This window comes from Achromobacter sp. EB05 (genome assembly GCF_044232075.1).
Lineage (GTDB): Bacteria > Pseudomonadota > Gammaproteobacteria > Burkholderiales > Burkholderiaceae_B > Achromobacter > Achromobacter dolens.
In genome coordinates this window covers 2,077,393-2,096,333 of the sequence record NZ_CP155917.1, presented here as the reverse complement: position 1 = coordinate 2,096,333, position 18,941 = coordinate 2,077,393, and the positions used below count along the sequence as shown (strand labels likewise).

At 68.0% G+C, this 18,941-nt stretch carries 16 protein-coding genes; 14 read left to right on the top strand and 2 right to left on the bottom strand.

Annotation, left to right across the window (positions count from 1 at the left end; all coding sequences use genetic code 11):
* Positions 1-21: 21 nt before the first annotated feature.
* Positions 22-1,446, bottom strand: a complete 1,425-nt coding sequence (locus AAID08_RS09620) for a glycosyltransferase family 39 protein (RefSeq protein ID WP_054503864.1) — start codon at positions 1,444-1,446, stop codon at positions 22-24.
* 353 nt (positions 1,447-1,799) lie between these two features.
* On the opposite strand from AAID08_RS09620, the gene AAID08_RS09615 reads away from it, so the two are divergent.
* The 11 genes from AAID08_RS09615 to AAID08_RS09565 all read left to right on the top strand — a co-directional run bounded on the left by AAID08_RS09615 (position 1,800) and on the right by AAID08_RS09565 (position 14,824).
* Entirely contained in the window at positions 1,800-2,537 is a 738-nt protein-coding gene (locus AAID08_RS09615; RefSeq protein ID WP_175189102.1) for a FadR/GntR family transcriptional regulator, read from the top strand.
* 96 nt (positions 2,538-2,633) lie between these two features.
* Complete coding sequence (locus tag AAID08_RS09610) at positions 2,634-4,349, top strand: thiamine pyrophosphate-binding protein (protein ID WP_175142935.1); 1,716 nt, start codon at positions 2,634-2,636, stop codon at positions 4,347-4,349.
* 17 nt (positions 4,350-4,366) lie between these two features.
* A complete protein-coding gene (locus AAID08_RS09605; RefSeq protein WP_064523310.1) occupies positions 4,367-5,608 on the top strand; it encodes a Zn-dependent hydrolase in 1,242 nt (413 codons plus the stop codon).
* A gap of 15 nt (positions 5,609-5,623) precedes the next feature.
* Entirely contained in the window at positions 5,624-7,123 is a 1,500-nt protein-coding gene (locus tag AAID08_RS09600) for an aldehyde dehydrogenase (RefSeq protein WP_064523307.1), read from the top strand.
* 195 nt (positions 7,124-7,318) lie between these two features.
* Positions 7,319-8,893, top strand: a complete 1,575-nt coding sequence (locus AAID08_RS09595; RefSeq protein ID WP_054503869.1) for an ABC transporter substrate-binding protein — start codon at positions 7,319-7,321, stop codon at positions 8,891-8,893.
* Between the two features lie 93 nt (positions 8,894-8,986).
* Positions 8,987-9,994 (top strand): ABC transporter permease, encoded by a 1,008-nt coding sequence (locus tag AAID08_RS09590; protein WP_006387978.1) that lies wholly within the window; start codon positions 8,987-8,989, stop codon positions 9,992-9,994.
* Complete coding sequence (locus tag AAID08_RS09585) at positions 9,991-10,830, top strand: ABC transporter permease (RefSeq protein WP_006387977.1); 840 nt, start codon at positions 9,991-9,993, stop codon at positions 10,828-10,830. Before AAID08_RS09590 ends, AAID08_RS09585 begins: the two co-directional genes overlap by 4 nt.
* Positions 10,831-10,839: 9 nt before the next feature.
* A complete protein-coding gene (locus AAID08_RS09580) occupies positions 10,840-12,474 on the top strand; it encodes an ABC transporter ATP-binding protein (protein WP_269873625.1) in 1,635 nt (544 codons plus the stop codon).
* 49 nt (positions 12,475-12,523) lie between these two features.
* Entirely contained in the window at positions 12,524-12,844 is a 321-nt protein-coding gene (locus AAID08_RS09575; protein ID WP_269873626.1) for a cupin domain-containing protein, read from the top strand.
* A 16-nt stretch (positions 12,845-12,860) separates the two neighbouring features.
* A complete protein-coding gene (locus tag AAID08_RS09570) occupies positions 12,861-13,919 on the top strand; it encodes a histone deacetylase family protein (protein WP_395757561.1) in 1,059 nt (352 codons plus the stop codon).
* A gap of 8 nt (positions 13,920-13,927) precedes the next feature.
* The gene (locus AAID08_RS09565; protein ID WP_395757560.1) at positions 13,928-14,824 is read left to right on the top strand and encodes a DMT family transporter; all 897 of its coding nucleotides are present in this window, start codon (positions 13,928-13,930) and stop codon (positions 14,822-14,824) included.
* Between the two features lie 7 nt (positions 14,825-14,831).
* On the opposite strand, the gene AAID08_RS09560 is transcribed toward AAID08_RS09565, so the two are convergent.
* Positions 14,832-15,857 carry a LacI family DNA-binding transcriptional regulator gene (locus AAID08_RS09560; RefSeq protein WP_269873631.1) on the bottom strand — a complete coding sequence of 342 codons (1,026 nt, stop codon included), beginning with the start codon at positions 15,855-15,857 and terminating at the stop codon, positions 14,832-14,834.
* A gap of 130 nt (positions 15,858-15,987) precedes the next feature.
* Between AAID08_RS09560 and AAID08_RS09555 the strand changes: the two genes are divergently transcribed.
* From AAID08_RS09555 to AAID08_RS09545, 3 genes are read left to right on the top strand one after another with little or no spacing between them, the layout of a single operon-like run.
* Positions 15,988-16,530, top strand: coding sequence for a TRAP transporter small permease (locus AAID08_RS09555; protein WP_116793103.1), 543 nt, complete (start codon positions 15,988-15,990; stop codon positions 16,528-16,530).
* A 32-nt stretch (positions 16,531-16,562) separates the two neighbouring features.
* Positions 16,563-17,843: a TRAP transporter large permease gene (locus tag AAID08_RS09550; RefSeq protein WP_054503876.1), complete on the top strand. Its 1,281-nt coding sequence runs from the start codon at positions 16,563-16,565 to the stop codon at positions 17,841-17,843.
* A gap of 59 nt (positions 17,844-17,902) precedes the next feature.
* Positions 17,903-18,919: a TRAP transporter substrate-binding protein gene (locus AAID08_RS09545; RefSeq protein WP_116793102.1), complete on the top strand. Its 1,017-nt coding sequence runs from the start codon at positions 17,903-17,905 to the stop codon at positions 18,917-18,919.
* Positions 18,920-18,941: the final 22 nt, after the last annotated feature.

The following is an 18,941-nucleotide window of genomic DNA, read 5'->3' as shown; positions in this document are numbered from 1 at the left end:
CCGCGCCACCTCGCCCCGCGGCTAGCGCTCGGGGCCGGCGCCGCAAGCCGCGGCAGGCGGCTTGACGCGCCAATGCAGATTGGGGAACCCGCCCCCGACCGGCTCGAACCCCTCGGGCGACACCCGCGCCTTGCTCAACTCCAGCGCGCCGCAGTCAGCCACCAGGTGGGCGCCGACCCACGGACTGAATCGCAGTTGCCCGTTGATCAGCACCAGCGGCCTTTCGGGCAGCCGCAGCGACAACGCGCCCGATTCTTCCCAGGGACCGGAAATGACCCGGACCGGCCCGCCCAGCGCGCTCACGGCGCGGTCATGCAGCGCGTCCGCCAACGCCTGCGCATCGAAGTAGCGCCAATCCGTCGGGCGCCGCAGCAGGCCCGCGCCATTGGGCGCCGTCAGTTCCACCCGCAGCATCAGCAGCAACTGGATGACGCTGAACACCAGCGCCACGCGGTACGGCCGGAAGGGCCCGCGCCAGGCCGGGCGCGCCCATTCCATCGCGGCCGGCACAATGAAGAGCAGGAACGGCGTGCCCCAATGCAACTGGATGTGCGATCCCGAGATCAGGGCCATGACGCTGACAAACACCAGCGGGGTCAAACCGAACGACAGCAGCAGGGCGCGCCCCGGATCGCCCGCGACGGCGTCCGGCGGCGCGGCATGGCGTCGTCGCTCGCGGCTGCCCGCCAGCCACAGCACTCCCAGGAACAGCCAGGCCGGCAGGGCCCGGTTCAGCAGTTGATCACCCCACCACTTGGCGACCTCCTGCCCTCGGGCGAGCCACGGCAGGCCAGCCGCCAGCGACGATGACATGGCGTAGTTCAACGGCTCGAAGTCATGATGGATCAGCCAGATCAGATGCGGCGCGAACACCGCCAAAGCGGTCAGGCCCGCCACCTGCAGGCCGAAGACGTGCATGGGATCGCGCCACGCCTTGCGGATGCACCAGAACACCAGCACCGCCAGTCCGGCGACCGCGATCTGGTACTTGGCCAGCGCGCCCAGCCCCAGGCAGGCGCCCAGCGCGAGCCACCAGCCGATCTTGCGAGTCGTGTAGGCCTTCCAGCAGGCCAGCGCACAACCGGCCACCAGCGGGATCAGGACGATCTCGTGGTTATAGAAGTACAGCCGGCCGTTGTAGAAGGTGACGCACAGGCCCGCCAGCGCGGCGGTGGCGGCATGGGCCTCGCCGCGCATGTCGCGCAACAGGCGCCACATCAGCGCGAACGCGCCCAGCGCACAGGCCGCGCCCATGACATACGTGGCCCAGGCGGTCCCACCCAGCAGTTGCACCACCGGCCACAACAGCCAGGTCGGCAGCGGCGGATGCTTGTAGTAACCCCACTCCAGGCTGCGCACCCAGATGAGTTGCTCGATGTTGTCCGTTGGCGGGGCCAGCACGGCCCGGTCCAGCAGCCAAAGCCAGGCACCCGCGAACACCAGCATGCCGATTCCGACCCGCCAAGGATTCGGCTTCCAGGCCTCTTCGCCATTCCGTCGCACGCCACACTCCCCGTCATGGCGTCCGCAAAGCCCCGCCGCCTCGCCCCGGTTTCCGGAACGCAGGGATTATCGGATCCGGACCACGTCACGACGTTGACGATTTGTCCGGCAATTGTTCGAAAACTGTAAAGCGCGGGGCCGGAACCCCATCGCCTAACTGGCCTGACCACTGGATAGGAAGAGGGGGAATCCCTCTGATCGTTTTCCCTCAATAAAGCGATTTTTACTTTTATTTCAAGGACACGATGCCTATATTGGTGGCCTGACCACCAGACCATTCGTACCGCATCACCACGATGAACACCTTCCAAGCCGTTGCCGTCACCCGGCTCTATCGCATGATCGCCGACCAGATCGCCGGACGGATCCGCGCGGGCGATTTTCCGCGCGGGGGCCGGCTGCCGTCGGAGCGCGAGCTGGCCGAGCAATTGCAGGTCAGCCGCGCCTCTATCCGCGAGGCGCTGATCGCCTTGGAAATCGAAGGCTATGTCGAGGTGCGCGTCGGCACCGGCGTGTTCGTCACCGCCACCCGTGAAAGCGCCGCCCTGCCCGCCATGGCCGGCCAGGCCGCGACGCAGCAGGACGACATCGGCCCCTTCGACCTGCTGGAAGCGCGCATGCTGATCGAACCCGAATGCGCGGCGCTGGCGGCGCAGCAGGGGTCGGCCGCCCAGCTCGCCGCCATCCGCGGCGCCCATGAGGCCATGTCGCTGACGGATGCCCCGGGCTGGCATGACCGCGAGTTCCACGGCGCCATCGCCGCCGCCTGCGGCAATGCGGCGCTGGCGGCGTCGGTGGCCCACCTGTGGAACCTGAGCCTGGCCAGCCCGGTGTTCAGCCGCATGCAGGACTACTTCGTCAACACCAAGGTGTGGGCCGTTGCCCACGCCGAGCACCAGCGCATCCTGACCGCCATCCTGGCGCGCGATCCGATCCGCGCGCGCCATGCCATGCATGCGCACCTCATCGGCATCCTCGCCCGTCTGCGGGAAGACTTCGGCGACGACGACGGGAGCATCCGGCCCGATATCTAGGCTCAACACCGCGACCCGCCGGCGGCGCCGTCCGCCCCCTGCCACGAAACCCAAACCCGCGCCCGGCGCGGGCAGCCCCCTCCCGGGAGTGTTTGCATGACGGTTGTATCCCCCCTGCCGCGCAACGGCGGACAGATCCTGATGCAGCAACTGCGCATCCACGGCACGCGCCGCATCTTCATGATTCCAGGCGAGAGCTACCTGCCCTGCATCGATGCGCTGAACGAGCACCGCGGCGCCATCGAGCCGGTGGTGTGCCGCCAGGAAAGCGGCGCTGCCTACATGGCCGAGGCCTACGGCAAGCTCACCGGCGAGCCCGGCGTGTGCTTCGTGACCCGTGGCCCGGGCGCCACCAATGCCAGCATCGGCGTGCATACCGCTTTCCAGGATTCGACGCCGATGATCCTGTTCGTCGGCCAGGTCGGCAACGACTTCTACGAACGCGAAGCCTTCCAGGAGATCGACTATCGCCGCATGTTCGGCCAGATGGCCAAGTGGGTGGCGCAGATCGATCGCACCGACCGCATCCCGGAATTCGTGGCGCGCGCCTACGCCACCGCCACCAGCGGCCGCCCCGGCCCGGTGGTGCTGGCGCTGCCGGAAGACACGCTGTGGGGCACGGCGGCGGTGGCCGACATGCCGCGCTACCACCGCGTCGCCGCCGGCCCTGGCAAACCCGACCTGGACCGCATGCGCCAACTGCTGGACCAGGCTGAACGGCCCGTCATGGTGCTGGGCGGCAGCGGCTGGAACGCCGACGCGATCCAGCAGGTCGCCGCTTTCGCCAAACGCTTCGAATTGCCCGTGGCGACCGCCTGGCGCCGGCTCGAGTGCTTTGACCAACGCCATCCCAACGCCGCTGGCCAGATGGGCTGGGGCATGACCGACGCGCTGCGCGCCCGCATCAAGATGGCCGACCTGATCCTGGCGGTCGGCACGCGCCTGGGCGAAGCCACCACCGAGGGCTATCAACTCGTCGAGAGTCCCTTGCCGCGCCAGGCGCTGATCCATGTCTATCCGGACCCGCAAGAGCTGGGCCGCGTCTACGCGCCGACGCAGGCGATCGTCGCCAGCGTCGCCGGCTTCGCGCAGGCGCTGGCCACGCTGCAACCGGCCCACGCCATGCCGCGCGGCGCCGCGGTGCGCGCGGCCCACGCCGAATACCTGGATTCGCTCGAACCGTTGCCGTCACCCGGCCCGCTGGGCCTGGACGCCGTGGCCGCGCTGGTCAACCAACGCCTGGCGCCGGACGCCTGCGTCACGGTGGGCGCGGGCAACTACGCGCTGTATCCGCACCGCTATCGCCAGTTCACCGGCCCGGGCACCAGCCTGGCGCCCACTGTCGGTTCGATGGGCTACGGACTGCCGGCGGCCGTGTCCGCCAAGCTGGAGCACCCGGACAAGACCGTGGTCTGCTACGCCGGCGACGGGTGCTTCCAGATGAACCTGCAGGAACTGGGCGTGGCCCAGCAGTACCGGCTGGGCATCGTGGTGCTGGTGTTCAACAACGGCATGTGGGGCACGATCCGCGCGCATCAGGAGCGCGAATTCCCGGGCCGTCCGATCGCGCTGGATTTCGACAATCCCGATTTCACCCAGATCGTGCGCGGCTATGGCGGCTACGGCGAGGCGGTCGAACGCACCGAGGACTTCGCCGCGGCTTTCGACCGCGCGCTGGCTTACGCCGAGCGCGAACGCCGGCCCGCGCTGCTGGAAATCCGCTACGACGCCGACGGCATCGCCCCCGGCCAGACGCTCACCGCCATCCGCGAGGCCGCGCTGGCGCGCCAGGCCGCCGCATCCACCCACTGACCCGAACGAGGCTCCCCATGACTTCATCCCTGTCCGTCAACGGCAACCGGCTCTGGCAATCCCTGATGGATCTGGCCGAGATCGGCGCCACGCCCAAGGGCGGCAACTGCCGCCTGGCCCTGACCGCGCTCGACGGCCAGGGCCGCGATCTGGTCACCGGCTGGATGCGCGACGCCGGCCTGACGATCCGCGTGGACCAGGTGGGCAATATCTTCGCGCGCCGCGCCGGCCGCAACGACGCGCTGCCCCCGGTGATGACCGGCAGCCACATCGACACGCAGCCCACCGGCGGCAAGTTCGACGGCTGCTTCGGCGTGCTGGCCGGCCTGGAAGTGATGCGCACGCTGAACGATGCCGGCGTGCAGACGGAGGCGCCGCTGGAGCTGGCCATCTGGACCAACGAGGAAGGCTCGCGCTTCGTGCCGGTGATGATGGGGTCGGGCGTGTTCGCCGGCAAGTTCTCGCTGGAGACGGCGCTGAGCGCGCGCGACGCCAAGGGACTGGCGGTGCGCGACGAGCTGCAGGCCATCGGCTACGCGGGCACGGAACCGGTCGGCGGCCGCCCGGTGGATGCCTATTTCGAGGCTCACATCGAGCAGGGTCCGATCCTGGAGCACGAAGAAAAAGTGATCGGCGCGGTGACCGGTTCGCTCGGCCTGCGCTGGTACGACGTCACCGTGACCGGCATGGAGATGCATGCCGGCCCCACGCCCATGGGCATCCGCCGCGACGCGCTGTTCGCCGCCAGCTATCTGCTGCAGGCCGTGGTCAACATCGCCAACGCGCACCAGCCGCACGGGCGCGGCACGGTGGGCGAGATCCATGCCCACCCGGGCTCTCGCAACGTGATTCCGGGCCAGGTGCGCTTCACCACCGACCTGCGCCATGAGGACGAGGCCACGCTCACGCGCATGGACCAGCAATGGCGCGAGGCCTGCCGCGAGATCGCCGACAGGCACGGCGTGCAGGTGGACGTGAAGGACGTGCAGTACTTCCGCCCCACCCCGTTCGATCCCGATCTGGTGGAGAAGGTGCGCCAGGGCGCCGCGCGTCGCGGCCTGCCGGCCATGGACATCGTCACCGGCGCCGGCCACGACGCCGTCTACATGGCGGCGGTGGCGCCCACCGCCATGATCTTCGTGCCGTGCAAGGACGGCATCAGCCACAACGAAATCGAAGACGCGCAGCCCGCGCACCTGGAAGCCGGCTGCAACGTGCTGCTGGACGCCATGGTGGCCCGCGCCAACGCCGCGCGCTGAACCGAGGACCTCGTCATGACCCTGCATACCCTCGACTACTGGCAAGCCCGCGCCGCTGCGCTGACGCTGCGCGGCCAGGCCTACATCGATGGCGCCTACGCCGACGCCGCCGACGGCGCCACCTTCGCGGCAACCAGCCCGATCGACGGCCGCAAGCTGGCCGATGTGGCCGCCTGCGGCAAGGCCGATGTCGACCGCGCCGTGGCGGCCGCCCGCCGCGCCTTCGAGGCCGGCGTCTGGTCCGGCCTGGCGCCGCGCGAGCGCAAGACGCGCCTGGTGCGACTGGCGCAGCTCATCACGGAACACAGCGAAGAGCTGGCGCTGATCGAGACCCTGGACATGGGCAAGCCGATCCGCGACGCGCTGGCCTTCGACCTGCCCGAAACCGCGCATTGCTACGCCTGGTATGGCGAGGCCATCGACAAGCGCTACGACGAGATCGCGCCGACGGGCGGCAATGCCCTGGCCACGGTCACGCGCGAACCCCTCGGCGTGGTGGCCGCCGTGGTTCCCTGGAACTATCCGCTGCTGATGGCGGCCTGGAAGGTCGCGCCGGCACTGGCCGCGGGCAACAGCGTGATCCTCAAGCCGGCCGAGCAGTCGTCGTTGAGCGCATTGCGGCTGGCGGCGCTGGCCGAGCAGGCCGGCATCCCGGCGGGCGTGTTCAACGTGGTGCCCGGCACGGGCCCGGTGGCGGGAAGCGCGCTGGGCCTGCATCCGGACGTGGACTGCGTGGCATTCACCGGCTCGACCGCAACCGGCAAGCGCTTCATGAGCTATTCGGGCGAATCGAATCTGAAGCGCGTGTGGCTCGAATGCGGCGGCAAGTCGCCCCATATCGTCTTCGAGGACTGCCCCGACCTGGACCGCGCCGCGCTGATCGCCGCGCTGGCGATCTTCTCGAACCAGGGCGAAGTGTGTATCGCCGGCTCGCGCCTCTACGTGCACGACGCCATCTACGACGCCTTCATGGAGAAAGTGGCCCGGCATGCCGCCGAGATGCGGCCGGGCAATCCGCTGGATCCGGCCACGGCGCTGGGCGCCATGGTCGACGAGCGCCAGACGCGCTCGGTCATGGCGCGCATCGCGGCCGGCCAGGCCGAGGGCGCGACGCTGCGCATCGGCGGACGCCAGTTGCACACCGACAGCGGCGGCTTCTATATCGAGCCCACCATCTTCGATTGCGCCGACGCCTCCAGCGCGTTGATCCGCGAGGAGATCTTCGGCCCGGTGCTGGCGGCGCAGCGCTTCCGTACGGAAGACGAAGCCATCGCATTGGCCAACGATTCCTCGTATGGCCTGGGCGCCGGCCTGTGGACCGCCAACCTGGGCCGCGCGCATCGCCTGTCGCGCCGCCTGCGCGCCGGCCTGGTGTGGGTCAATTGCTATGCCGACGGCGACATCACGGTCCCGTTCGGCGGTGTCAAGCAGTCGGGCTTCGGCCGCGACAAATCGCTGCACGCGCTGGACAAGTACAGCGACCTGAAAACCACCTGGATCGACATCACCCAATAGCGCGGCCGCCGTGCACCTCGTCTATCGCCGCATTGGTGCGCGGCGCCGTCTCTGCACTCATACGCAGCATTGTTGTAGCAGCTCCACCCCGCAGTTCCCCGAGAAACAGGTGGCACGAGGTTTGCTTGTCATAGCCGGCACACGCCGCGTGACGCGCGGCCACCTGACAACCCTCTTCCAGCCCGGAGGCTCGCAGTGAAATCGAAGACTTGGTTCTCCCTCAGCATCGGCGCCCTGATCCTGGCGGCCGCCTTGCCCGCCACGCAGGCGCTGGCCCAGACCAAGGGCGGCACGCTCAACATGATCGTCCAGCCCGAGCCGCCCGTGATCGTCACGGCCATCAACCAGCAGGGTCCGACGCAGTTCGTCGCCGGCAAGATCTATGAAAGCCTGCTGACCTACACCACCGACCTCAAGCCGCAACCGGGCCTGGCCAAGTCGTGGGAGGCCTCGAGCGACGGCCTGACCTACACCTTCCACCTGCAGGACAACGTCAAGTGGCACGACGGCAAGCCGTTCACCGCCGACGACGTGGTCTTCACCCTGTCGGACATGCTGCCCAAGACCCATGCGCGGGCCCGCGTGATCCTGAACAAGTTCGTCGACTCGGTGCAGGCCACCGACCCGAAGACCGTGGTCATCAAGCTGAAGTCGCCGTTCCCGGCCTTCATGCTGATGTTCGAGCCGGGCTTCGCGCCGATGATGCCCAAGCACATCTACGCCGGCACCGACTACATGACCAACCCGGCCAACCAGAAACCGATCGGCACGGGCCCGTTCATGTTCAAGGAATGGAAGCGCGGCGAATACATCAAGCTGGCGCGCAACCCCGATTACTGGAAACCCGGCAAGCCCTACCTGGATGAGCTGGTGTTCAACGTGATCCCCGACGCGGCCTCGCGCGCGGTGGCGTTCGAACGCGGCAGCGTCGACGTGCTGCGCGGCGGCGACGTCGACAACGTCGACATCAAGCGCCTGCGCGCCCTGCCCAAGGTCGAGTACACGACGGCCGGCTGGGAGATGTTCTCGCCCCAGGCCTACCTGATCTTCAACATGCGCAAGCCGCCCTTCGACAACCTGAAGGTGCGCCAGGCGGTGATGGCCGCGATCAACCGCAACATGGTGGTCAACAACATCTTCTTCGGCCTGGGCAAGGTCTCGACCAGCCCGTTCGTGACCACCGAGATGTTCTACGACAAGAACATGCCGCCGATGCCGTTCGACATGAAGAAGGCGCGCGCGCTGATCAAGGAATCGGGCATCAAGCCCGGCGACTACACCATCCGCCAGTTGAGCTTCCCGTACGGCTCGACCTGGGACCGCCTGGGCGAATACACCAAGCAGGCGCTCGAGCAGCTGGGCTTCAAGGTCAACCTGGAATCGACCGATGCCGGCGGCTGGGCCAGCCGCACCGGCAACTGGGACTTCGACCTGACCACCAACTTCACCTACCAGTACGGCGATCCGGCGCTGGGCGTGCAGCGCCTGTACATCTCGTCCAACATCGTCAAGGGATCGCCGTTCGCCAACGTGCAGGGCTACAGCAACCCCGAGACCGACAAGCAGTGGGAAGCCGCCGCGTCCGAGGTCGACCCGGCCAAACGCCAGGCGCTCTACACGCAACTGCAGACCACGCTGGTCAATGAAGTCGCCAACGGCTTCCTGGTGGACATGGAGTTCCCCACGCTGTATCGCGCCAACGTCAAGAACCTGGTCAAGACGGCCATCGGCCTGAACGAATCGTTCGACGACGTCTACATCGAGAAGTAAGCGCCGCAAGCCGCAAGCGCAGCCAACCCCGGCTCGCTTGCGGCGCCCGGCCGCGCGACGGACGTCCGCGCCCGTCCACGGAGGACCCTGAGCATGAAATTCCTGTCTTTCCTGGTTTCACGCATCGGCAAGGCCCTGGTGGTCGTGCTGGGCGTGGTCATCATCAATTTCTTCCTGATCCGCCTGGCGCCCGGCGACCCCGCCGCCGTGCTGGCGGGCCAGGCCGGCGCGGGCGATGCCGCCTACGTCGAGCAACTGCGCGTCGCGTTCGGACTGGACAAGCCGGTGCTGACGCAGCTGTTCCTGTACCTGAAGGGCGTGGTCCAGCTGGACCTGGGCTTTTCCTACCGCAACCATGTTCCGGTGCTGGACCTGATCGTCGAACGCCTGCCCGCCACCTTCCTGCTGATGTCCTGCGCCTTCGTCTTCTCGATCGTGCTGGGCGTGCTGCTGGGCGTGGTCGCGGCCAAGGCGCGCTACCGCAACAAACGCCGCTGGATCGACAGCTCGGTCATGACGGGCGCGCTGCTGCTGTATGCCACGCCGCTGTTCTGGCTGTCGTTGATGGGCATCCTGCTGTTCTCGGTGGTGCTGGGCTGGCTGCCGGCCTTCGGCATGGAAACCGTGGGCGCCGGCCTGACCGGCTGGGCACGCGCGGCCGACATCGCGCAGCACCTGATCCTGCCGACGGTGACGCTGGGCTGCTTCTTCATGGCGGTGTACGTGCGCCTGACGCGCGCCTCGATGCTGGAGGTGATCGGCATGGACTTCGTCAAGACCGCGCGCGCCAAGGGCGTCAGCCCCGGCCGCGTGATCCGCGCCCACGTGCTGCGCAACGCGCTGCTGCCGGTGATCACCTTCGCTGGCATCCAGCTGGGCCAGATGGCCGGCGGCGCGGTGCTGACCGAGACCGTGTTCGCCTGGCCCGGCATCGGCCGACTGATGTTCGACGCGCTGCTGCAACGCGATTACCAGCTGCTGCTGGGCATTTTCCTGGTGACCTCGATCATGGTGGTGGTGTTCAACCTGTTGACCGACGTGCTGTACCGCCTGATCGATCCGCGCATCAGCGCGGGCGCGCAACAAGGAGCCGCGGCATGAAGCAATTCGCCCGACGCTATATGCGCAACTACGGCGCAGTGGCCGGACTGGCCATCGTGCTGGCCGTGGTGATCGTGGCGCTGGCCGCGCCGCTGCTGTACGAGGATTCGCCCTGGATGATGGTGGCCGATCCGCTGATTCCGCCCTTCACCGACGCCGCCTACCCGTTCGGCACCGACATGCTGGGCCGCGACATCACCGCCGGCCTGGTGTGGGGCGCGCGGGTCTCGCTGATGGTGGGCCTGCTGTCGACCGCCGTGGCGCTGGTGTTCGGCATCGTCGTTGGCGCCATCGCCGGCTACTGCGGCGGCCGGGTCGACGACGCGTTGATGCGCTTCACCGAGTTCTTCCAGACCATCCCGCAACTGGCGATGGCGGTGGTGCTGGTGGCGATCCTCGGGCCGTCGATGTATTCCATCATGGGCGCGATCGCGGTGGTGTCCTGGCCACCCGCGGCACGGCTGGTTCGGTCCGAGTTCATGACGCTCAAGCAGCGCGAATTCGTGCAGGCCGCCATCGTCATCGGCCAGACGCCGGCGCGCATCGTCGGCACGCAGATCCTGCCGAACGCCATGTCGCCCATCATCGTCTCGGCCTCGTTCATGGTGGCCACCGCCATCCTGACCGAATCATCGCTGTCCTTCCTGGGGCTGGGCGACCGCAACGAGATGAGCTGGGGCTTCATGATCGGCGCGGCCCGCACCATGATCCGCGAAGCCTGGTGGATGAGCGTGTGGCCGGGCGTGGCCATCCTGCTGACCGTGCTGGCGATCAACCTGATCGGCGAAGGCCTGAACGACGCCCTCAACCCGCAACTGCGCAAGCGCGGCGAATAGGAGACCGGCATGAACGCTTCCCCGCCCCTGCTGTCCATCCAGAACCTCAGCATCGCCCTGCCCCGCGGCGGCGACCGCCCGTTCGCGGTGCAGGACGTGTCATACGACATCCACGCCGGCGAGATCCTCTGCATCGTCGGCGAGTCCGGCTCGGGCAAGTCCATGAGCGCCAACGCCATCATGGGCCTGCTGCCCGACTACCTGACGCCGCAACAGGGCCGCATCCTGTTCCGCGGCACCGACCTGCTGCGCCAGGACGAAGCCACCCTGCAAGGCATGCGCGGCAAGGACATGGCCATGATCTTCCAGGAACCGCTGTCGGCGCTGAATCCGCTGATGACGGTGGGCGAACAGATCAACGAGGTCATGCGCGTCCACAACGCCTACCCCGGTCCGGAACGCATGCGGCGCACGCTGGAACTGCTGGCCTTCGTCGGCCTGCCGGATCCGGCCACGCTCTACCACGTGTACCCCTTCCGCCTGTCGGGCGGCCAGCGCCAGCGCGTCATGATCGCCATGGCGCTGGCGCTGGAACCGGCGCTGCTGATCGCCGACGAGCCGACCACCGCGCTGGACGTCACCACCCAGGCCCAGATCCTGGCGCTGATCGCCCGCATCCAGAAGGAAAAGGGCATGGGCGTGATGTTCGTCACCCATGATTTCGGCGTGGTGGCCGAGATCGCGCACCGGGTGGCGGTGATGGAAAAAGGCGTGCTGGTCGAACAGGGCCCGGCCGAGGAGGTGCTGAACCGCCCGCGCCATCCCTACACCCAGCGCCTGATCGCCGCGGTGCCGCACCGCCGCGGCGAGGAACGCGCCGCCGCCACGCCGGAACAACCGGTGCTGGAGGTGAAGGACCTGAGAAAGACCTACGTCGTCGGCCATGGCTGGCTGGGCGGCAAGCGCGAGGTGCATGCGGTCGACGGCGTCAGCTTCAGCGTGCGGCGCGGCGAGACGCTGGGCATCGTCGGCGAGTCCGGCTCGGGCAAGTCGACCATCGGCAAGTGCCTGCTCAAGCTGGTCGGCATCAACGGCGGCCAATTGATCTTCAATGGCCAGGACATCGCCGCCATGCCGGAGTCGCGCTTCCGGCCGCTGCGCAAGGACATCCAGATGATCTTCCAGGATCCCTTCGCGTCGCTCAACCCGCGCCATACCGTGGGCCGCATCATCAGCGACGGCCCGGTCGCCAACGGCGTGCCGCGCGCCCAGGCCGAGGCCCGCGTGCGCGAGCTGCTGTCGCTGGTGGGTCTGGACCCGTCGGCGTTCGACCGCTACCCCAACCAGTTCTCGGGCGGCCAGCGCCAGCGCATCGGCATCGCCCGCGCCCTGGCGCTGGAGCCCAAGGTGCTGGTGGCCGACGAATCGGTATCGGCGCTGGACGTGTCGGTGCAGGCGCAGGTGCTGCAACTGCTGCACGACCTGCAGCAGCGGCTGAAGATCGCGCTGGTGTTCATCACCCACGACCTGCGCGTGGCCGCCCAGATCTGCAATTCGGTGCTGGTCATGCACCGGGGCAAAGTGGTGGAATACGGATCGCCCAGCCAGATCTTCGACAACCCGCAGCACGCCTACACGCAACAACTCATCGCCGCCGTGCCTGGCCAGCACTGGGATCCGACCCAGGCGCAGGCCGCGGCGTGAACCGCATGACCCGCCGCGACGCTCGCGGCACCCCAACCAGGAGACTCGCATGCAACGCCCGCCCGCCGTGCCCACCGTCCAGATCGACAACGAGCAGGTCACCGTCACCGAATGGCGCTTTCCGCCCGGCGGTGAAACCGGCTGGCACCGCCACGGCATGAACTACGTGGTGGTGCCGCAGACCACCGGCCCGCTGCTGCTGGACACGCCCAACGGCCAGGTCACCAGCCAGCTCACCACCGGCGTGTCCTACTACCGGCCGGTGGGCGTGGAACACAACGTCATCAACCCGGGCGACACCGAATTCGTGTTCGTCGAGATCGAGATCAAGCAGCCGGGGCAAGCCCCCGCCGGCGGCTGCTCGCACTGACGCGCAAAGGAACACCATGAAGGCGTTTTTCTCGGAAGAACAACTGCTGCACACCCCCCAGCAGTTCATGCGGCTGGGCCGCATCAGCGCCCCCACCGACCTGCCCTCTCGCGCCCACAGCCTGCAAGGCGCGCTGGCCGCCCGCGGCATCGCGGTCGAGACGCCGCCCGACTACGGCCGCCAGCCGCTCGAGGCCATCCACAGCGCGGACTACCTGGACTACCTGGAAACCGCCTTCGCCCGCTGGCAGGCGCTCAAGGCCCCGGGCGTCGACCCCGGCCCCGAAGTGCTGCCGAACCTGTCGCCCTACTACAGCGGCCGCGTCGAAGCGGCCGGGCGCGGCCCCTGCCCGTCGCCGTCGATCGTGGCGCAGACCGGCTACTACCTGAGCGACCTGTCCTGCCCCATCGGCCCGCACACCTGGCGCTCGGCGCTGCGCTCCACCCACAGCGCGGTGGCCGCGGCCGAGCACGTGGCCGCCAGCGGCGGCGCGGCCTATGCCCTGTGCCGGCCATCGGGCCATCACGCCCATCGCGACCGCGCCGGCGGCTTCTGCTACCTGAACAGCAGCGCGGCCGCCGCCGCCCGGCTGTTGCAGAGCTGGTCCAAAGTGGCGGTGCTGGACGTCGACGCGCACCATGGCGACGGCACCCAGAACATCTTCTACCAGCGCGCCGACGTCATGACGGTGTCGTTGCATGCCGATCCCGCCGGCTACTACCCGTTCTACACCGGCTATGCGCACGAACGCGGCCACGGCGCCGGCGAAGGCTGCAATCTCAACCTGCCGCTGCCTCACGGCGCCGGCAACGACCCGTTCCTGCGGACGCTGGACACGGCGCTGGCGGCGCTGGCCGGCTACGGGCCGCAGGCGCTGGTGCTGGCGCTGGGGTTCGACACTTACAAGGACGATCCCATCAGCGTCCTGAAACTGGACATCGACGCCTACCGCGACATCGGCGCGCGCGTGGCCAGCCTGGGCGTGCCCACGGTGGTGGTGCAGGAAGGCGGCTACATGGTGCAGGCCATCGGCCCGGCGCTGGACGCATTCCTGCAAGGCCTGGCCCGCGCCTGAACCCCGCCATGGCCATCACCTCCGCCACGGCGCCCGGCGCCATCCCGGCCGCCGGTTCACGGCGGGCCGGCATCCTGCTGTTCTTCGCGGCGCTGGTGGCCTTCGCCACTTTCGACGCCGGCTCCAAGCAGATGCTGATGCGCTACCCGGCGCCGTTCCTGAACATCATGCGCTATCTCGCCGTGGCGACGCTGGCGCTGGGGCTGCTGTGGCGCCATGGCTGGCCCGACCTGCGCGCCGCGCCGCAAAAGCCCCTGCTGATCCTGCGCGGCCTGATGCTGGCCACCGTCGGCACCTGCTTCATGACGGCGCTGATCTGGATGCCGCTGTCCGAGGCCACGGCGATCTACTTCACCTCGCCCCTCATCATGGTCGCGCTGTCGCCCTGGCTGCTGGGCGAACGGGTGCGGCCGGTGCAATGGATGGCGGTGGCGGCCGGCTTCGCCGGCATGCTGCTGATCGTGCGGCCGGGCGCCGATCTGCCTGCGCTGGGCACGCTGCTGATGGCGGTCTCGGCGATCAGCTACGCCATCTTCCAGGTGCTGACCCGCAAGCTGTCTGGCAAGGTGGCCGGACCGGTGCAATACGCCTACACCGCCTTCATCTGCCTGATTGTCACCGCCCTGCCCGCGCCGTTCTTCCTGCCGGATCGCTGGCCCGACCTGACGGACATGGCCTTGATCGTGGGCCTGGGCGCCTGCAGCGGACTGGCGCAGATCCTGCTCATTGCCGCGTTCCAACGCGTCGCGGCGGCCACGCTGGCGCCGCTGAACTACTTCCAATTGCTGCTGGCGGTGGCCTTCAGCACCTTCTGGTTCCAGCGTCCGCCCGACGCGCTGGCGCTGACCGGCATCGCCATGATCATGGCGTCCGGCGTGTTCCTGGCGCTGCGCCGCGCCGGCTGAGGCGGAATCAGGTGGTTTCGCGCCGCACCAGCGTGAAGCCCAGGTCGATGTGGGGTTGCTCGATGGGCTGGCCGGCCAGGTGGCGCATCAGCAAGAGCGCCGCCTCGCGGCCGATCTCGTAGCGCGGCGTGGCGATGGTCGACAGCGGCGGCGTGGTCCAGGCCGTGCCCGCGAAATCATGGAAGCCGACCAGCGCCATCTGGTCCGGCACGCTCACGCCCAGGCGGCCGCACTGGAACACCGCGCCCTGCGCCAGGTCGTCATTGCAGAAAAACACCGCGTCGCAATCGGGATGTCCGGCCAGCAGCGTTTCCAGCAGCGCCGCCCCCAGCGCGATCGACGACTTCTCGGGCGTCATGATCTCCAGCGCCGGATCGTACAGGCCGGCGTCGCGCAACGCCTGCCGGCAGCCTTCGCAGCGCCGCAGCGAGCGCGGATCGAGCTGGGCGCCGACGATGCCGATGCGCTTGCGGCCGCGTTCGACCAGGTGACGGCCGGCGGCGTAGCCAGACTCGAACTGAGAAAACCCGACGCTCATGCCGTCGCTGCCTTCGAGCGTCTCGATGGTGTGGACCGTGGGCATGCACTGCGCCCGCAGCAGTTCCCAGACCCCCGGGTTGTGGTCGATGCCGGTCAGGATCAGGCCATCGGGCAGGTGCTGCAGGTACTTGCGCAGCAACACCTCCTCGGCATCGGGCGAATACCCGGTGACGCCGATCAGCAGGTGGTAGCCCTGCTCGTCCAGCACTTCCTTGATGCCGCTGATGATGTCGACGAACACCACGTTGCTCAATGACGGGATCAGCACCACGATGGTCTGCGAGCGCGCCGACGCCAGCGCACTGGCCGCGTGGTTGGGCACGTAACCGAGTTCCTGGCAGACCTCGGCGATGCGCTGGCGCACGGCCTCGGCCACTTTGTCGGGGGTGCGCAAGGCGCGCGACACGGTGATCGCGCTGACCCCGGCACGGCGCGCAACCTCTTGCATGGTCACGCGCCCGGCGCGGGTGCTGCGGGGCTTTCGGATGGACATCGGCCGTTCTGAGCGGTTGGCGAGCACGTAGTCTGACCTAAAGATCGGGGCTTGCCAAACCAAAAATGTTAGCGCTAACATCAGCCTCGCGATATCCATAAGAATTCCGGAAAACGGAGAGGAGACAAGCATGCATGGTTCCCCCAAGGGGCGGCCCGGCGTCGCCCCGTTGGCGCGCGCGGCCGACTGGTGCGCCAGGTTGCAGACCTGGCTGATGGCCGCCTGCCTGGTGGTCATGGTGGTGTTGCTGTTCGGCAATGTCGCCATGCGCTACCTGTTCAATTCCGGCATCAACGTGTCCGACGAAATCTCCCGCCTGGCCTTCGTCTGGATGATCTTCCTGGGTTCGGTGCTGGCGTTGCGCGACCACCAGCACATCGGCGTCACGATGCTGGTGGACCGCTTCGGCCCCGCCGCCCGCCGTGTCTCGCACGTCGTCTGCCAATTGCTGGTGCTGTGGATGCTGTGGCTGCTGGCCGATGGCGGCTGGGCACAGACCGTGATCGGCCTGGACACCCGCCTGCCGGTGACCGGGATGCCGCTGGCGGTATTCAACGCCGCCGCGCTCTATGCAGCCGTCGCGATGGGGCTGTTGACCCTGGTCGACCTGATCCGCGTGCTGGCCGGGGGCCCGTTGCCCGCCGAATCCAGCCCCGAAGACCCGCTGGTCTGACCCTTCCCCGCCCCTCGCTCGGACCCGCCCACATGATCCTGACCGTCTTCCTGCTGGTGCTGCTCGGCTTCATCGCCCTGGGCATGCCGATCGCGTTCGCGCTGCTATTGAGCGCGATCGCCATGATGTTCCAACTCGATTTCTTCGACACCCAGATCCTGGCGCAGAACATGCTGTCGGGCGCCAACAGCTTCACGCTGATGGCGGTGCCGCTGTTCATGCTGGCCGGCGAACTGATGAACGCCGGCGGCATCTCGCGCCGCATCGTCAACCTGGCCAGCATGTTCGTCGGCCATATCCAGGGCGGGCTGGGCTACGTCGCGATCTTCGCCAGCGTGCTGCTGGCGGCGCTTTCCGGCTCGGCCGTGGCCGACGCCGCCGCGCTCGGATCGCTGCTGATCCCGATGCTGCGCGAGAAAGGCTACGACGCCGGCCAGGCCTCGGGGCTGATTGCCGCAGGCGGCATCATCGCGCCGATCATCCCGCCGTCGATCTCGTTCATCATCTTCGGCGTCGCCACCAACGTCTCCATCACCAAGCTGTTCTTCGCCGGCATCGCCCCCGGCCTGATGATGGGCATGACATTGGTGGCGGTGTGGACCTGGGTGGCGCGCAAGCACGGCGCCATCAAGCCCGCGCCGCGCCAGCCCTGGAGCGCCCGGCTGCGGGCGCTGCGCGAATCGGCCTGGGCGCTGCTGCTGCCCGTCATCATCATCGGCGGCCTGCGCGGCGGCATCTTCACCCCCACCGAAGCGGCGGTGGTGGCCGCCGTCTACGCGCTGCTGATCAGCCTGTTCGTCTACCGCGAGATCGGCCTGCGCCACCTGCTGCCGCTGTTCATCAACGCCGCCCGCACCACCGCCGTGGTCATGTTCCTGGTGGCCGCCGCCATGGTCTCGTCCTACATGATCACCCTGGCCGACATGCCGCAGGACCTGATCGCGCTGCTGGAACCGGTGCTGGACCATCCCAAGCTGCTGATGTTCGCGCTGCTGGTGCTGCTGACACTGGTCGGCACGGTCATGGACCTGACGCCCACCATCCTGATCCTGGCGCCGGTGCTCATGCCGGTCGTCACCCAGGCCGGCATCGACCCGGTGTATTTCGGCGTCATGTTCGTCATGGTGGGCTGCGTCGGCCTGCTCACGCCGCCGGTCGGCACCGTGCTCAACGTGGTCTGCGGCGTCGCCCGCATCAACATGGAAACCATCTGCAGGGGCGTGTGGCGCTACGTCGTGGCCTACACGCTGCTGCTGGTACTGCTGGTGATCTTCCCCGAACTGATCACCGTCCCCGCGAGCTGGATGCACTGAGGCCCGTACACAGAGGCGCCGACCCGGCGCCATTCAGAAGAAGCCAAGGAGGAACAACCATGAACATCCGTTTCAAGACCCGCCTCATCGTGCTGGCCACGGCGCTGTCCTGCGCCTTCGCCGGGGCCGCCGCGGCCGCCGACGTCAAGCCGCGCCTGATCCGCTTCGGCTACGGCCTGAACGAGGACAGCGTGCAGGGCCGCGCCGCGCGCCATCTGGCGCAGGAGCTGGAGAAGATCAGCGGCGGCAAGCTCAAGATGAAGACCTTCGGCTCGGCCAACCTCGGCTCGGACGAACAGATGCAGGGCGCGCTGGTCGGCGGCGCGCAGGAAATGATGGTCGGCTCCACCGCGCCGCTGGCCGGCATGGTCAAGGAATTCGGCGTGTTCGACCTGCCGTTCCTGTTCAACAGCGAAAAGGAAGCCGATGCGGTGCTCGATGGGCAGCTTGGGCAGGACCTGCTCAAGAAGCTGGAAGCCAAGGGCCTGGTGGGGCTGGTGTATTGGGAAAACGGCTTTCGCAACATGACCAACTCCAAGCACCCCATCGTGCGCGCCGAGGACATGCAAGGCATCAAACTGCGCGTGATGCAGAACCAGATCGCGCTGGGCGTCTTCAACACCCTGGGCGCGAACGCGGTGCCGATGCCGTTCTCGGAATTGTTCACGGCGCTGGAAACGCGCACGGTCGATGGCCAGGAAAACCCCATCACCACCATCCAGAGCAGCAAGTTCTACGAGGTGCAGCCCTATCTGACCATCACCCGCCACGTCTACACGCCCTGGGTGGTGATGGCATCCAAGAAATGGTGGGACAAGCTGTCGCCCGACGAACAAAAGCTGGTGCGCCAGGCCGCCGAAGCCTCGCGCGACTTCGAACGCAAGGACAGCCGCGCCGATTCGCTCAAGGCGATGGGCACGCTGGAAAAGGCCGGCATGAAGATCAACACCGTGTCGCCCGAGGAGGTGGCGCGGATGCGCGAGAAGGTGCAGCCCGTGGTCGACAAGTACACCCAGGAACTCGGCCCGGACCTGGTCCGGCAACTGAACACCGAGATCAGCAAGGCACGCAATTAGGTCCCCGGCGCGCCCGCTGGCG

Bases quoted from the DNA above. Each gene is read 5' to 3' on its own strand.
- AAID08_RS09620 (WP_054503864.1), bottom strand. From the start codon at position 1,446: ATGCTGGTGTTCGCGGGTGCCTGGCTTTGGCTGCTGGACCGGGCCGTG.
- AAID08_RS09615 (WP_175189102.1), top strand. From the start codon at position 1,800: ATGAACACCTTCCAAGCCGTTGCCGTCACCCGGCTCTATCGCATGATC.
- AAID08_RS09610 (WP_175142935.1), top strand. From the start codon at position 2,634: ATGACGGTTGTATCCCCCCTGCCGCGCAACGGCGGACAGATCCTGATG.
- AAID08_RS09605 (WP_064523310.1), top strand. From the start codon at position 4,367: ATGACTTCATCCCTGTCCGTCAACGGCAACCGGCTCTGGCAATCCCTG.
- AAID08_RS09600 (WP_064523307.1), top strand. From the start codon at position 5,624: ATGACCCTGCATACCCTCGACTACTGGCAAGCCCGCGCCGCTGCGCTG.
- AAID08_RS09590 (WP_006387978.1), top strand. From the start codon at position 8,987: ATGAAATTCCTGTCTTTCCTGGTTTCACGCATCGGCAAGGCCCTGGTG.
- AAID08_RS09585 (WP_006387977.1), top strand. From the start codon at position 9,991: ATGAAGCAATTCGCCCGACGCTATATGCGCAACTACGGCGCAGTGGCC.
- AAID08_RS09580 (WP_269873625.1), top strand. From the start codon at position 10,840: ATGAACGCTTCCCCGCCCCTGCTGTCCATCCAGAACCTCAGCATCGCC.
- AAID08_RS09575 (WP_269873626.1), top strand. From the start codon at position 12,524: ATGCAACGCCCGCCCGCCGTGCCCACCGTCCAGATCGACAACGAGCAG.
- AAID08_RS09570 (WP_395757561.1), top strand. From the start codon at position 12,861: ATGAAGGCGTTTTTCTCGGAAGAACAACTGCTGCACACCCCCCAGCAG.
- AAID08_RS09565 (WP_395757560.1), top strand. From the start codon at position 13,928: ATGGCCATCACCTCCGCCACGGCGCCCGGCGCCATCCCGGCCGCCGGT.
- AAID08_RS09560 (WP_269873631.1), bottom strand. From the start codon at position 15,857: ATGTCCATCCGAAAGCCCCGCAGCACCCGCGCCGGGCGCGTGACCATG.
- AAID08_RS09555 (WP_116793103.1), top strand. From the start codon at position 15,988: ATGCATGGTTCCCCCAAGGGGCGGCCCGGCGTCGCCCCGTTGGCGCGC.
- AAID08_RS09550 (WP_054503876.1), top strand. From the start codon at position 16,563: ATGATCCTGACCGTCTTCCTGCTGGTGCTGCTCGGCTTCATCGCCCTG.
- AAID08_RS09545 (WP_116793102.1), top strand. From the start codon at position 17,903: ATGAACATCCGTTTCAAGACCCGCCTCATCGTGCTGGCCACGGCGCTG.